We start from the raw sequence: 13342 nt of genomic DNA on the forward strand, positions 1-13342 counted from the left end.
GAGTGTTTGGTCGCACTCTCATTTTACTCACTTGGATCCAGGCTTTTTCATTTATTAATGTTTATGGGACAGCAGTGACCGCGCGGTGGCCTTTTTACTGGGCGAGAAACCTGTCTTGCGTGCGTAGTTTAGCCCAGAATCTTGCCGGGGTTAAGCAGCCCTTTAGGGTCCAACGCCAGCTTCATGCGCTTCATCAGGGCGATCTCTTCGGGTGTGCGCGAGATATGCAGGTAATCGCGTTTTTCCATACCCACACCGTGTTCAGCAGAGATCGAGCCGTTATAGGCGGCAAGCGACCCATACACCACGTCTTCTACCTGATGGCGGCTGTGCGGGTTGGCGTCACGCACGGTGATCATGATGTGCAGGTTGCCATCGCCCAGGTGGCCAAACACCACTAGCGCGCCGGTTTCTGGCCACTGCTCCTTCAACTTGCTCTCAAGCGCGGTCACGTACTCATCCATATGGACGATCGGCAGGCTGACATCGTACGAGAACATCGGGTTGAGTTCGTGTACCAGGGTTTCGATATCCTCGCGGACTTCCCAGATACCCTGGCGCTGGGTATTGGAGTTGGCAAGCACCGCATCGGTGATCAGCTCGGCTTCCAGCGCCTGTTCCAGCACGCGGGCGAATGCCTCGGCTTCCTGCTTTTCATCTGAACCCAGCGTTTCGATGATGGCGTAGAACGGTGAGTCGGTAGCCAGCAGCGCGGTGTGCTTGGTGGTTTCAGACGTCATCAGGGCGTAGTGGTTGTTCCACAACGCTTCAAAGGCGCTCAGGCTGTTGGCGAGCTCTTTTGAAACCAGTTTGAGCAGCGTGGTCAGCGCATTAAAGGACGGCACAGCGACCAGCGCGGTCTGCTCACTGGGCATATTGGGATGCAGGCGCAGTACGGCGCGGGTGACGATCCCCAGGGTGCCTTCGCTGCCAATAAACATCTGCTTCAGATCGTAACCGGCGTTGTTCTTCAGCATGGTGTTCATCGAGCTGACCACGGTGCCGTCGCTCAAGACGACCTCTAGCCCCAGCACCTGCTGGCGCATCATGCCGTAGCGGATAACCCGAATGCCGCCGGCGTTAGTGGCGATGTTACCGCCGATGGTGCAGGAACCGCGGGCACCCAGATCGAGCGCGAACTGCATGTCGATCTCCTGGGCCGCTTCCTGAACGCGCTGAAGTGTGACACCCGCCTGTACCTGCATGGTCGAGCCGACCGCATCGATGTTTTCGATCTGGTTCATCAGCTCAAGGGACACCACTAGCTCATTGGGGCTGGCAACGGCGCCGTGTACTACACCGGTTAGCCCGCCATGCGTCACCACGGCCTGCTTGGCGGCATGGCACTTGGCCATCACCTGACTAAGCTGCTCGGTGGATTGCGGCCGAATGATCGCTTTGGCTTCGCAGGGCGCTTTGGTGAACCAGTCGACGCTGCGCTGCGCGACATCGTCACCCAGCAGCACACCCGTTTTGCCTACGATGTTTTCAAGCTCTTTAATCAGCGTGTCCATTGTCTGTTCCTGTCTTGGCCGGTCGGTGCGATGAGAAGATTCGTTATTTTACGTAAGCGATGGGAATGCATCATCGGGAAGATAGCTTTAGCGTTCCGGATTTGCCTGGGCGATGAGGCTATCCTCAACCGGGCATTTGCTCAAGTCTTGGCCCTGAAACGCTTTTTTTATTGCCAGCGCGAATCGCCAGTAGGCTCTAAGACGAATGGCAGGGTTACAATCAATTATTTGTTCGCTAAAACCAATATGGTATAGATGACGCGCCTATTAAGGACACCCCCTTTTCACACTATAAAAAAATCGATCACTTCAAGGAGATCACGTGGACACCTCTGCACTTTCCAGCATGCCCCGCACCCTGTTTAAACACGCAACCCTGGCCTTAGCCTGCGCTAGCCTTCTGGGGCTTTCGCTTGCAAGCCACGCCGACGTGCCCGAGACCAACCTGCGTTTGGCCCACGTGGTGAATAGCGATGATACCTACCATATTGCCGCCACGCGCTTTCAGGAACTGCTGAGCGAAAAAAGCGACGGCGCGATTAGCGTCGAGATTTTCCCTAATGCCTCGCTTGGCGATGAGCGCACCTTGCTTGAAGGCATGCAGATCGGCACGGTAGATATGGGCGTGATTACCAACGGCCCGGTGGCGAACTTTGTCGATGAGTTTTCGGTGTTCGAGCTGCCGTTCCTGTTCCCCACGCAAGAAGCTGCCTATGAAGTGCTGGATGGCGAGATAGGTCAGGAGATTCTCGATAAGCTAGAAGGCGTTAACCTGAAAGGGCTGGCTTTTGCTGAGCGCGGCTTTCGGAACATCACCAATAGCCGCAACGCGATCAATGCCCCGGACGATCTTGATGGGCTGCGCCTGCGCGTAATCGAAAACGAAGTGTATGTGGATACCTTCCGCACGCTGGGCGCCAATGCCGTGCCCATGGCCTGGACCGAAGCGCTGACCGCCTTACAGCAAGGCACCATTGATGGCCAGGAAAACCCGATCAACGCCATCTACGCCTTTAACCTGGCCGAAACTCAGAACTACCTGACCATGACGCGCCACATCTACGCGCCGGCGCTTTTCGTGATAAGCCTGCCCAAGTGGAACGCCATGCCCGAAGAGGTCCAGACGCTATTGCTTGACGCCGCACGCGAGGCTTCAACCTACGCCCGCGAGCAGAATGCCGAGATGGAAGCCGAGCAGCTGGCGGCGCTGGAAGCCGCAGGCATGGAAATCAACGACTCGCCGGATATCGAAGCGTTCCAGACGGCCGTTGCCCCAGTGTATGAAAAATACGGTCAGCAGTTCGGTGACTACCTTCCCCGTATCCAGGAGGCTTTGCAGTAAGTGGCCACTTTGTCTCAAACGTTGTTAACACCGCTGCGGCTGATCGAGCGCGGGCTGGATGGCATCATCCAGCCTGTCGTGTTTATCGGCATGGCGGCTCTGATCGGAGTGATCACGCTGCAGATCGTCTCGCGGGTGCTGTTTACCGCGGTCGGCTGGACCGAAGAGGTCGCCCGTTTCCTGCTCATCTGGATTACCTTTCTGGCCGGTACGCTGGCCTTTCAGCGCGGGCATCATATTGCCGTTACCTTTGCCGTCGACGCGCTTCCCGCTCGTTTACGTCAGGTAGCGCGGATCCTGGCCGTAATGGCGGTTATCGCCTTTATGATCACGCTGGTGGTGATCGGTTATCGCTATATGCAGGTGCAGAGCTTCCAGAAATCCGCCTCGCTGCGCGTGCCGATGTCGTACGTGTATGCCGTGATGCCTATCAGTGCGGCCATCATGGCCTGGTATGCTCTAATCGATCTGCTTGAGCTAGTACTTGAAGGCAAGCCCTCGCAGCCCATGGGAGAACAGACACCATGACCATGCTGCTATTTGGCCTGTTCTTCCTGTTTATGCTGATGGGCGTGCCGATTGCCTTTGCGATTGGCGCAAGCACCCTGTATGCCCTGTACCAGTCGGGCGTGCCGCTGATGGTGGTGACCCAGCAGATGTTCCAGGGCATCAACTCGTTCGCGCTGGTGGCGATTCCCATGTTCATTCTTGCCGGTGACTTAATGGCTCAGGGCAAGGTGAGCGAGCGGTTGGTGAGTTTTGCCGATTCGCTGGTGGGCTTTATGCGCGGCGGGCTTTCGATTGTGTCGGTCATGGCGGGCATGTTCTTTGCCGCTATTTCGGGCTCGGGGGCGGCCACCACAGCGGCGGTCGGTTCAAGCCTGGTGCCGGAGCTCAAGCGTAAAGGTTATGACCCCGCCTCGGCGGCCAGCCTGATCGCCGCTAGCGGCACCATCGGCGTGGTTATCCCGCCATCAGTACCCATGATTATCTACGCAGTCATCGCCCAGCAGTCGGTGTCCAAGCTGTTTTTAAGCGGTTTTTTACCCGGCTTGGCCATGGGCTTGGGGCTGATGGCCATTGCTATCACGCAGGCCTATAAACGCCAGTACCCCAAGGGTACGCCGCTTTCCATCACCACTATCTTGCGCACCTTCAAGGCGGCAAGCTGGGGATTGATGACACCGGTGATTATTCTGGGCGGTATCTTCACAGGGATCTTTACGCCGTCTGAAGCGGCGGTAGTAGCAGTGAACTATGCGCTGCTGGTCTCGCTGTTCGTCTATCGCGATTTAACCCTGCCCCAGGTATATCGTCTGCTGATCCGTTCAGCCATGACCACCGCGGTGATCATGCTAGTGATTGCTATGTCGGCAGTGCTGAGCTGGACACTGTCTAGCTGGCAGGTGCCCGGCGCTATCGCCCAATCGGTGCTTTCGCTCTCAACCAACCCGCTGATTATCATGCTGCTAGTGGTCGCCGTCATTCTGCTGACCGGCGTGTTCATCGAAACGGCAAGCGCGCTGATTATCCTAACGCCGGTGCTACTCCCGCTGGTGCTGCAGTTGGGCATCGACCCGATCCACTTCGGTCTGATTATCGTGGTAGGGCTCTCGATAGGCATGATCACCCCGCCGGTGGCGATCAACCTGTACGTTGCTTCTTCGGTCACGCAGTTGCCGCTTGAGCGTATTACACGGGCCATCGTACCGTATATGCTGGGCTTGATCGGGGTGCTGCTGCTAGTCGTTTACGTACCCATCTTTATGGGCTGGTCGGGTCATTAACCGCGCTTTTTTGAGGGTGGCTAACTGCAATGGGGCTTGCCACTTGGTAAGCCCCGTTTTTATCGATAGCTAAACAAAACATCAGAACGCTTCCTACTCATCTCTTGTATGAGGGCCCAATGAAAGTTTGGCGGAGAGCGCCAGAACATTAGTTTGGAAGGCGATGGAATCAATCATGCTGGGGGAAATCGCATATCATGCTTTCCGCCTGTCTTATCGCATACTCCCTCTCGCTGGCGACTTTAGCGGTGGATTACAGATTGCCGATATCGTCACGTTGGGCTGGATGCCGGGCGATAACGCGGCGAACGTACTGAGTAAACGACATAGACACGTTGATTATTTCTACTAGCTTAGGTGGCAGTCGGGTTAGCCGGAGTACCTACCATTCCTAACATACCCGCCGTCGCAAACTCCACAATTTCGTCAAGTTCGATGTCGATATGGTTGTGAATAAGTGATTGAGGAACAAGCTCATCCATGCGGTTAGTATCCGAAAAAGAGTAGAGATATGCCCCAATGATGAATGACATACGTTTCACCACGACAATTTCGTCCAACTCAGGCTGGGCTTGCTGAAACGCCCTTGCATAAGCGCGAGTTGATTCATCATACACCTTACGGCGCAGTTCAAATGACAGCGCTTCTGGTTCCATATGTAAACGTGAATGTAGCCGCAAGAAAGCACGTCCTTGCTTGGTATGGCGAAGCTGAATTGAGGGAGCCAAAAAGGCTCTCACCAACTCATCTACGCTTGGCTGCCTGCTTGATGCCATCAAGGAGTTAAGTGTTTCCATACGTGTTTTGGCAACTTCACAGCCTTTGCGCATAAACACTTCACGGAAAAGATTTTCTTTTGAATTGAAATAGTAAGTAATCAATGCTGTTGTTGCATCAACAGCCTGTGCAACATGGCGCAGAGAAGCCCCGGCATAACCTTGCTCGGCAAACAACACCTCAGCGGCATCCAGAATGCGCTCACGAACATCACTCTGGCCTGCTGGCCTGCCAGGACGTTTTCTTTTACTAGTAACTTGATTAGCCATAATATGACCCAAAACATTTAATTATTCAGTTTAATAATTATATGCTATTTGAGTCATTTCTAGCTAACGTCAGCAACCAAGTATAAATATCGTCGGCATCCGTCACATCGGCATATTTCTGGTGCATATCATAGAGACTGGCGTCATGCGGTGCCGACGTGCGGTCAGCGCAGCAATCACGCGGCACCAACACGTTGAAGCCCGATTGCACCGCATCCACCACAGTGGCACGCACACAGCCCGAAGTGGTGGCACCGGTCACAACCAAGGTATCCACTTGAGCGCCGCTCAACATTGCAGCCAATGATGTACCAAAAAATGCCGAAGCCCCTTTCTTGGTGACGATAGTATCGTTCGGCTGGATGCTGGTCGCGGCGTCGATCTCGACTAGCCGCGATCCTTCCAGCAGCGCCGCCATTCCGCTAGCTTTCTTCAGCCATGGCAGCATATCCAGCTCGCCGGAATGATAAGCGATAGTAGTGTAAATCACCGGGAAGCCCATCGCGCGGGCAATATCAGTTAAACGTCGAGTTGCCGCTATTTGCTTGCGCATATCAGCAGCGGTGGGATACTGGGTATCAGTGAAACCGTAGCTGAAATCGACCACGACAATGGCCGGGCAACTGCCACGCGGTACCGCACAGCCAAAGCCTGCCTGATGATATATAGCCGCTTGAGACATTGTCATTTTCCTATGAAAGGGCAGCCCTGCTAGGGCGCCAGGGTCAGTCACGCTGCATTTGAATTTCTTTCACAACAATATCGCCATCTACCACAATCGGGTCGTCATCAAGGAAGAGCGAGCAGCCGCGCATAGGAATATCGAGGTGGCAAGCGGTATCGTTGGAGCCGCCGAGTTCATTGTTCGGCCCAGTTGAGAACATTACATTGCCATAGAAACTGCGTGTCTCCATACCCATTCCACCAGGAAACGCACCCGGCGTCATGTTGTGCCACTTGGCCTGCGGGTTCATGCCCCAGCCAACATGGCTCATACCCATGCCGCGTGGGTCGTTAAAGGCCGCCATGTAGGACTTCACTAGTTCGGCATCAAGCCCACCGCGGATGTCAGTGATCCAGCCTTTTTCGATGGTATAAGTGATTGGTTCTCGCACGTACATATTTTGTGGCAGCAAAATATCGCCTGGAGCCACCACAATTTGGCCATCCACGCCATCATCATCGCCGCCAGTAAACACAAAACCTGAAGGCCAATGGTCCCAGCGGCCAGGCGTGTCGTTACAAGCGTATTCGGCAATAGTGGGATAGGTGTTGAGCTGATAGGTTACATCGGTGCCGTGTGGCGAAGTAATCTGCATTACCTTGGCTTTCGACAATATCTCGGCGGCAATTTCGACCTTCTCACGCAATTCAGGAGACGGCAACATACGTGCTAATAACTCGGGCGGTTCTACCGCGGTCAGAATTCGCGTACCTGCCGCCTGGATCGCAAATTGTTCCGGGGAGAACAGTAAGAAAACACAGTCAATCAGCATATCACACTGCTTTAATGCTTCCACTGCTTCTGGGAGGGCCGCCAGCCCCGTCAAGCCCACATCCCAGCTTCCAGTCGGCAGCGGCGGTGGTAAACGCATATGGTACATATTGGCACCCAAACGCTGGCCTGCCGCCATGAAAGCATCAGCATAATTGAGCCGTTCGTTGCCTTGCGTCAGCACCACGAGCTTTTCACCTTCGTGAACGCCGGACATTTTTAATTGATGCAGGCAGATTTCAGTAAAGTTTTCTTGATCCATCAGTCTATCCTCATGGTTGCGCGTTCAATGCACGTCTAAATCCATAACTGCCCTTAGGAAACCTTCAAGATCATCCCAAGGGATCATATGGCCTGCGCCTTCAACAGTGCGCACCTCCGTTTGCGGTGCCAACGCCTGAATTTCCGCGACATCGTCGGCTTCAATCACCGGCGCACCACCGGCCACCACCAAACGAATCGGCAGCGTAAGCTTGGCCAAATCGGAGTGAATATCGTCGCTATGAAAACCCTCATAAGCGGTACGAATCGCGTCAAGCTGGCAGGTGTGCAGCCACTCGGCGCGCAGGGCGTTTTGCTCATCTGTCCACGTCGGGCAGAACTGGCGCATCTGTTCACCCGAACAGCCCTTTTCGGCCAGCCGGATCGAGTCCTCGTACCAGTTCCAGGCCGAGGGGTAGGCACGCCGCCCCGGCCCCGATACCGGCGGGTCCACCAATATCAACTGCCCAATCGGTGCCGGGTTCATCCGCGCTGCGCGGATGGCAGTGCGTGCGCCCATCGAATGCCCCAGCACCACGGGGGATTCAAGCCTCGCTGCCTTGATGACCTCCAACGCATCGGCAGCCATCGCATCGAGTGAGTAGTCCAGCTCCCCCGCTTGGCTCAAGCCTCGGCCACGCACGTCAAGCACATGAACATCGAAACGCTCGGCCAAACGTTCGGCAACGAAGCCCCAGGTGATGGCGGGCGAGGTGATGCCAGGGATCAATAACATCTGCGGCCCCGTACCGGGGTAGTGAATGAGGTGCTGACGAATGCCATTGGCATGAACATGGTAGCCACGGCACTGTTCTGCTGGATGGTTGCCTGCTGTATTATCGGTTGACATGCTGCCCCCTTAGTAGGCGCCAGATAGTAGGGTTCCACCGCCGGGCACTCGCGTTTCGATGTCGAGCGCCTTAAGCATCTGCCACGTGGTGGCGATAGCCGCCGTTACTACGGGCTTGCCAGTACGCGCTTCCACCATCGGCACGGCGGGCAAGGATGGCATCTGCACACATGCCGATAGCACCACGGCATCCACATCATCGGTATTCATCCCGGCGACAATATCCGGTAGGTTCATGGGGTCGTGAGCGGCCACGGCGAGGTTGTCTTGAATCTCCAATGCGCGGTAATCGGAAACCTCAAAGCCTTCGTGGCGAATGTAATCGACGACCATCTCGGTCAACGGCTTCATATAGGGCGCCACCACCGCTACCTTCTTGGCACCCATCGCTCGTAAGCCTTCGATCAGCGCACCCGCCGACGTCACCACTGGTGCGGGCGCGCCATTATCTACCGTCACCTGCTGCAAACGCGCGCCCGAAACGCTGTGGTAGCCATGCCCCATCGACATAATCGCCACCAGACAGGCGTAGCCCATCACATCAACACGGGCATCGGAAAGCTCCAATGTGCAGCGGTCGCTGTCGGCATCCATCGCCGCCAGCTCCTCTTTTGTGACGTGCTTCATACGCATACGCGACGAATGGAAGGTAAAGCGCTCTGATCCTACGCTTTCCCTGGCTCGCAGCAGGGCAGGAATTTCGGTTTCCATCGTGACATTGGAACTGGGCACAATCTGCCCAATCCGATATGGTTTATTGTTTTGTTGCATAACACTTCTCTCTCATCAGCAAATTGATAGTAAGGTAGTTAAAGGATTAAAACCGCTCTCTACACGTGGTCGCGTCATACTCATAAATCCACTCTGCCCGAATACCCACCGCAGCAGGGTTCTCTTCTTGGGCTTTTTGATACGCAAGATCCCTTGCGCGAATTTCATCAGGAGAGGATAAATGGAAGGTTTTGCCACGTTCACGAGCTTGGAGTTGTACATTGGAAGTACGCTCGCGCCGCTCTTTTTCATAGACAGCCAAGGCACCTTTAACATCCCCATCAAAATGCACAATCGCCTGCGCTAATACATAGCTATCTTCAATGGCCATTGCCGCGCCTTGAGAAAGGAAAGGCAGCATTGGGTGGGCGGCATCCCCTAGCAGGGTCGCATTACCGACTGACCACTGCTCCATTGGATCATGGTCAAAAAGGCCCCACTTAAATGTCTGGGAAGGATCCGTTAGTTTAAACAGCTCCGTAATATTGGCGTGCCAACCAGAATACGCGGCTAATAGCTCCTCTTTAGAGCTAGGTATTGTCCAAGACTCTTCAACCCACTCATCCGTTTCAATTACCGCAACAATATTGACCGCCTTGCCACCTTTCACATAGTAAGTCACCACATGGGCATCCGGCCCCATCCAGAAAGAGGCATCCGGCCCCACAAACGATAGCGGATGCTCTTCAACAGGTACCAAGGCACGCCAGCACATATGGCCGGTAAACTTCGGCTTTCTTTCACCCCAAAGCGAATTACGCACCGCCGAGTGAATACCATCTGCACCAACAATCAAATCTGCTTCAAAACGTGAGCCATCGCTAAATAAAACGACAGACGTTCCATTCTCTTGCTCTACGCCCGTACACTGCATCCCAAAGGTGACACGATCTTTTGGAACATCCTGGCTCAAGATAGTGTGCAAATCGGCACGATGGACATGGAAAAACTCAGCGCCGTACGCCTCTTGAGAACTCTCCTTTAGTGGTGTTCTAAATAGCTCTTCAGAGGTTTCCCAGTTTCTTCCCACCATCGCTTCTGGAAGAAAACCAATATTGTACAGGTCATCTTTTAACCCAAGTGCTTTAAGGGCTTTAACGGCGTTCGGCGTCATTTGGACGCCCGCCCCCACTTCACCAAATGCCGGTGCTTTTTCAAACAAGTGGTAATCCACCCCCAACCTTTGCAGCGAGCGCGCCAACGCCACGCCACCGATACCACCACCAATGATGGCTATTCGAAAGTTTTTGTTCATAAGACACCTCTATTAATTAAACGAACAATTAATTAATGCGTTTTAAAAAAACTACATCGTTTGTGAGTTACTTGTAGCAGAGCATCGCCTCTTATGAAGAATGCTCGCCACACTTGCCAATCTTAGTTTGGCACCCCCTAAATGATGATAAACGTAACTATGGATGGGAAAACCAACAACAATGCCAACCTAATAAAGTCAGAAATGATAAATGGCGTTACTCCCTTAAAGATTGTTCCCAAACCAACATGTGGTGCCATCGCTTTTATCATAAAGACGTTAAGGCCCACAGGTGGAGTAATTAACCCCAGCTCCACTGTCAGTACCGTAATAATCCCAAACCAAATAGGATCAACCCCTAAGGAACTTATAATAGGATACACCACAGGTACCGTGAGCAATAACATTGCTATGGCGTCCATAAAACAACCAAGAACAAAATATAGCAAAATAATGCATAACAACACGGCAAAGGTGGAAAGCTCCAAGCTCATCACATAGTTGGCCACCTCAAAGGAGATACGAGATACTGAAATAAAATATCCTAGCGCTTCCGCACCGACGATCATAAAAAACACGACGGAAGACAACGCAACGGTTTCAAACACAGCTTTGTATATGTCCTGCCTGCCAACACCTTTAAAGAGGGCATACAACATTGTCACAAAAGCACCCACCGAAGCAGCCTCTGTCGGAGTAAATAGACCTCCATATATACCCACTACGATGACTAGAAAAATACCAAGAAATGGAACCAGCCCCAAAGCAGCAACGGCTTTGTCTTTAAGACTATTTTTCTCTCCAAACGGGGCAATGGATGGATTCAACTTCACCACAATAGCCACGGTTAACGAGTAGAATAGCAGCCCTAAAAGTCCCGGAACCAAGCCAGCAAGAAACATATCCCCAACCGGCAGCTCGGTTAATATGGCATATAGCAGTAAGGCAATGCTTGGGGGAATCATAATGCCCAGTGTTCCTCCCGCTGCTAACACACCGGTTGCTAGCGAACTTGCATAACCATTTTTTTCCATCTCTGGCAATGCCACACGGCTCATCGTACTTGCGGTTGCTAGTGATGAACCGGATATCGAGGCAAAAGCACCACATGAGCTTACCGCAGCAAGTGCCATACCCCCTTTCCAGCCACCAAACATCGCTTTAGCAGAGGTGAACAACTTACTCGCCATTCCAGAGTAAGAAGCCAATACCCCCATAAATATAAACATCGGGATAGCGCTAAAGTTATAGTTTGATAAAACCTCTACCGGCACAGACTTCATCATCGCCAACGCGGCGTCCCAACTTGTGACGGTGAAAAATCCAAGCACACCGACAGCCAACATACTCAAGGCAATGGGAACGCGCAGCACCATGAGAACCAAAAGACATATAAGGCCTAACCCACCTATGAGTTCAGAACTCATTTTGCTCTCCCCCATCATGGCTATACACCATGCCAAGCACCGACTGTATTAGGCACCGAATTGAGAAAAAAGCACTCAATATAGCAGATGTTTTATAGATTAGTCCCATAGGTATCGCCAAATCTTGGGAGACTTCTCCGAATTGAGCGGCACGAACGCCCTCTTCCCATAACCCCCAGGAAAGAAAAAAACCTACCAGGAAAAAGCCTAGCAAATAGAACCCCGCTATTCTCTTTTTTAAGGAGTCTGCAAGCTTATGCGTAAATGCTTCAACAACCACTTGGCTTATCTCTTTATTGGCAGCCATGGCTGCCAATAAAGAGATAAGCATTACGAAACTTACAATCTCCACACTCCCTGATACGGTTAACTTTACAGCACCGGACGTTAGCTTAAACAAATACCTAGTCACAACGTCTGTTACTGTGACAAGCATAACGGAGAAGAACCCAATCCCAGCAATATACCGGCACACGATTTCAATAGCGTTCTTTATTAGAACTAGCGCTGTCATACACCTTACCTCACAGGGAAGCACATTTTCCTTTCGCTTCCAGAACATCGCTATAGGCGCTATCAACATTCTCTACACCTATTTCTTTTAGATGAGCTAGGTAACTAGCAACGCCACTCTCCATGAAATCAGACCATTCAGGGTCATTCTGGGGATCGCTTACCACATTAATTTGATGCCCTAATTCTGTTGCGTCCTCTTTACCTGCTTGATCAATTTGATCAAACACATTGCCAGCAACATCTGCCCACATCATCCCACTATTATTATCAATCGCTGCACGCGCTTCCGGAGATAGCCGTTCATAGGTTCTCTTGTTCATCGTGGCAACAAATGTGAGCGTATAGAGAGGAACCTGTGTATGGCTCGTCACTACATCATTTAAACCGAATACTTTAACTCCTTCCCAAGAGGTTGTTAGGCCATCCATAACGCCACGTTGAAGAGCGGTATAAACCTCTGGCATTGGCATACCAATCGGCTGCGCGCCCATTTCTTCTAGCATTCCACCAACGACAGACGTTGGCCGACGCACACGCAACCCTCCAAGATCGTTTGGCGTGACAACGCTGGAATCTTTCATATGAAGAATGCCGGGGCCATGCGTAAACAGGAAAAGAACGTGTGAATCACCATACTCGTCAGCAATCGTTCCCTGATCGTATAGCGTTTGCACCATGCATGAACCTTGCTCTGCGCTATTCACCATGCCAGGCAGCTCGACTAACTGGGTTAACGGGAACCTGCCAGCCGTATATCCCTGTGCGGTAATCGCAATATCGGAAACCCCTTGAACAGCACCTTGATATGCCTTGTTGGATTTCGTTAAGGTATCTGACGGAAAGTTATGAACGTCAATCTCCCCGCCAGACTCCTCTTCTACTGCTTTTGCCCATGCTTCAAATATTTCCTGATTAATCATGGATTCAGTGGGCCAGAAATGCGCCAAGCGCAAATTGGTAGATGCCTGGGAGCTAGCAGCCCCGCCAGCAATCATGATTGCTAGGTTTTGTACGAAAAGTCATTTCTGCTAAATTTGTCTATGCAATAGCTGCATAGGAGAACAGTCATGGTCGGGCG

Annotated in this window: 14 protein-coding genes; 4 read left to right on the forward strand and 10 right to left on the reverse strand. The window is 52.5% G+C overall.

The window, feature by feature from the left end; translation table 11 throughout:
* Positions 1 to 128 precede the first annotated feature (128 nt).
* Positions 129 to 1514: an FAD-binding oxidoreductase gene (locus INT33_RS20105; RefSeq protein WP_193092854.1), complete on the reverse strand. Its 1386-nt coding sequence runs from the start codon at positions 1512 to 1514 to the stop codon at positions 129 to 131.
* A 346-nt stretch (positions 1515 to 1860) separates the two neighbouring features.
* Between INT33_RS20105 and INT33_RS20110 the strand changes: the two genes are divergently transcribed.
* The 4 genes from INT33_RS20110 to INT33_RS20125 all read left to right on the forward strand — a co-directional run bounded on the left by INT33_RS20110 (position 1861) and on the right by INT33_RS20125 (position 4995).
* Entirely contained in the window at positions 1861 to 2856 is a 996-nt protein-coding gene (locus tag INT33_RS20110) for a TRAP transporter substrate-binding protein (RefSeq protein WP_193092865.1), read from the forward strand.
* On the forward strand, positions 2857 to 3384 hold the full coding sequence (locus INT33_RS20115) for a TRAP transporter small permease (protein WP_192539768.1): 528 nt from the start codon (positions 2857 to 2859) through the stop codon (positions 3382 to 3384).
* Positions 3381 to 4643, forward strand: coding sequence for a TRAP transporter large permease (locus INT33_RS20120; protein ID WP_193092855.1), 1263 nt, complete (start codon positions 3381 to 3383; stop codon positions 4641 to 4643). Before INT33_RS20115 ends, INT33_RS20120 begins: the two co-directional genes overlap by 4 nt.
* Positions 4644 to 4818: 175 nt before the next feature.
* A complete protein-coding gene (locus INT33_RS20125) occupies positions 4819 to 4995 on the forward strand; it encodes a hypothetical protein (RefSeq protein WP_193092856.1) in 177 nt (58 codons plus the stop codon).
* A 1-nt stretch (position 4996) separates the two neighbouring features.
* Here INT33_RS20125 and INT33_RS20130 read toward each other — a convergent pair whose 3' ends face one another.
* From INT33_RS20130 to INT33_RS20170, 9 genes are all read right to left on the reverse strand, one after another.
* A complete protein-coding gene (locus tag INT33_RS20130; protein ID WP_193092857.1) occupies positions 4997 to 5689 on the reverse strand; it encodes a TetR/AcrR family transcriptional regulator in 693 nt (230 codons plus the stop codon).
* Between the two features lie 37 nt (positions 5690 to 5726).
* Positions 5727 to 6371: an isochorismatase family protein gene (locus INT33_RS20135; RefSeq protein ID WP_193092858.1), complete on the reverse strand. Its 645-nt coding sequence runs from the start codon at positions 6369 to 6371 to the stop codon at positions 5727 to 5729.
* Between the two features lie 43 nt (positions 6372 to 6414).
* The gene (locus tag INT33_RS20140) at positions 6415 to 7446 is read right to left on the reverse strand and encodes a M29 family metallopeptidase (protein WP_193092859.1); all 1032 of its coding nucleotides are present in this window, start codon (positions 7444 to 7446) and stop codon (positions 6415 to 6417) included.
* Between the two features lie 24 nt (positions 7447 to 7470).
* The gene (locus INT33_RS20145; protein ID WP_193092860.1) at positions 7471 to 8295 is read right to left on the reverse strand and encodes an alpha/beta fold hydrolase; all 825 of its coding nucleotides are present in this window, start codon (positions 8293 to 8295) and stop codon (positions 7471 to 7473) included.
* A gap of 9 nt (positions 8296 to 8304) precedes the next feature.
* Complete coding sequence (locus tag INT33_RS20150) at positions 8305 to 9066, reverse strand: maleate cis-trans isomerase family protein (RefSeq protein WP_456065781.1); 762 nt, start codon at positions 9064 to 9066, stop codon at positions 8305 to 8307.
* A gap of 46 nt (positions 9067 to 9112) precedes the next feature.
* Positions 9113 to 10321 (reverse strand): FAD-dependent monooxygenase, encoded by a 1209-nt coding sequence (locus INT33_RS20155; RefSeq protein ID WP_193092861.1) that lies wholly within the window; start codon positions 10319 to 10321, stop codon positions 9113 to 9115.
* Between the two features lie 137 nt (positions 10322 to 10458).
* Positions 10459 to 11748 carry a TRAP transporter large permease gene (locus tag INT33_RS20160; protein WP_193092862.1) on the reverse strand — a complete coding sequence of 430 codons (1290 nt, stop codon included), beginning with the start codon at positions 11746 to 11748 and terminating at the stop codon, positions 10459 to 10461.
* Complete coding sequence (locus INT33_RS20165; protein WP_193092863.1) at positions 11738 to 12262, reverse strand: TRAP transporter small permease; 525 nt, start codon at positions 12260 to 12262, stop codon at positions 11738 to 11740. Before INT33_RS20165 ends, INT33_RS20160 begins: the two co-directional genes overlap by 11 nt.
* 10 nt (positions 12263 to 12272) lie before the next feature.
* Positions 12273 to 13184 (reverse strand): TRAP transporter substrate-binding protein, encoded by a 912-nt coding sequence (locus tag INT33_RS20170; protein WP_407648108.1) that lies wholly within the window; start codon positions 13182 to 13184, stop codon positions 12273 to 12275.
* Positions 13185 to 13342 lie beyond the last annotated feature (158 nt).

Source organism: Halomonas colorata (genome assembly GCF_014897985.1).
GTDB classification, from domain to species: Bacteria; Pseudomonadota; Gammaproteobacteria; order Pseudomonadales; family Halomonadaceae; genus Vreelandella; species Vreelandella colorata.

Coding starts and splice junctions, on each gene's coding strand:
- INT33_RS20105 (WP_193092854.1), bottom strand. CDS start 1,514: ATGGACACGCTGATTAAAGAGCTTGAAAACATCGTAGGCAAAACGGGT.
- INT33_RS20110 (WP_193092865.1), top strand. CDS start 1,861: ATGCCCCGCACCCTGTTTAAACACGCAACCCTGGCCTTAGCCTGCGCT.
- INT33_RS20120 (WP_193092855.1), top strand. CDS start 3,381: ATGACCATGCTGCTATTTGGCCTGTTCTTCCTGTTTATGCTGATGGGC.
- INT33_RS20125 (WP_193092856.1), top strand. CDS start 4,819: ATGCTGGGGGAAATCGCATATCATGCTTTCCGCCTGTCTTATCGCATA.
- INT33_RS20130 (WP_193092857.1), bottom strand. CDS start 5,689: ATGGCTAATCAAGTTACTAGTAAAAGAAAACGTCCTGGCAGGCCAGCA.
- INT33_RS20135 (WP_193092858.1), bottom strand. CDS start 6,371: ATGTCTCAAGCGGCTATATATCATCAGGCAGGCTTTGGCTGTGCGGTA.
- INT33_RS20140 (WP_193092859.1), bottom strand. CDS start 7,446: ATGGATCAAGAAAACTTTACTGAAATCTGCCTGCATCAATTAAAAATG.
- INT33_RS20145 (WP_193092860.1), bottom strand. CDS start 8,295: ATGTCAACCGATAATACAGCAGGCAACCATCCAGCAGAACAGTGCCGT.
- INT33_RS20150 (WP_456065781.1), bottom strand. CDS start 9,066: ATGCAACAAAACAATAAACCATATCGGATTGGGCAGATTGTGCCCAGT.
- INT33_RS20155 (WP_193092861.1), bottom strand. CDS start 10,321: ATGAACAAAAACTTTCGAATAGCCATCATTGGTGGTGGTATCGGTGGC.
- INT33_RS20160 (WP_193092862.1), bottom strand. CDS start 11,748: ATGAGTTCTGAACTCATAGGTGGGTTAGGCCTTATATGTCTTTTGGTT.
- INT33_RS20165 (WP_193092863.1), bottom strand. CDS start 12,262: ATGACAGCGCTAGTTCTAATAAAGAACGCTATTGAAATCGTGTGCCGG.
- INT33_RS20170 (WP_407648108.1), bottom strand. CDS start 13,184: ATGATTAATCAGGAAATATTTGAAGCATGGGCAAAAGCAGTAGAAGAG.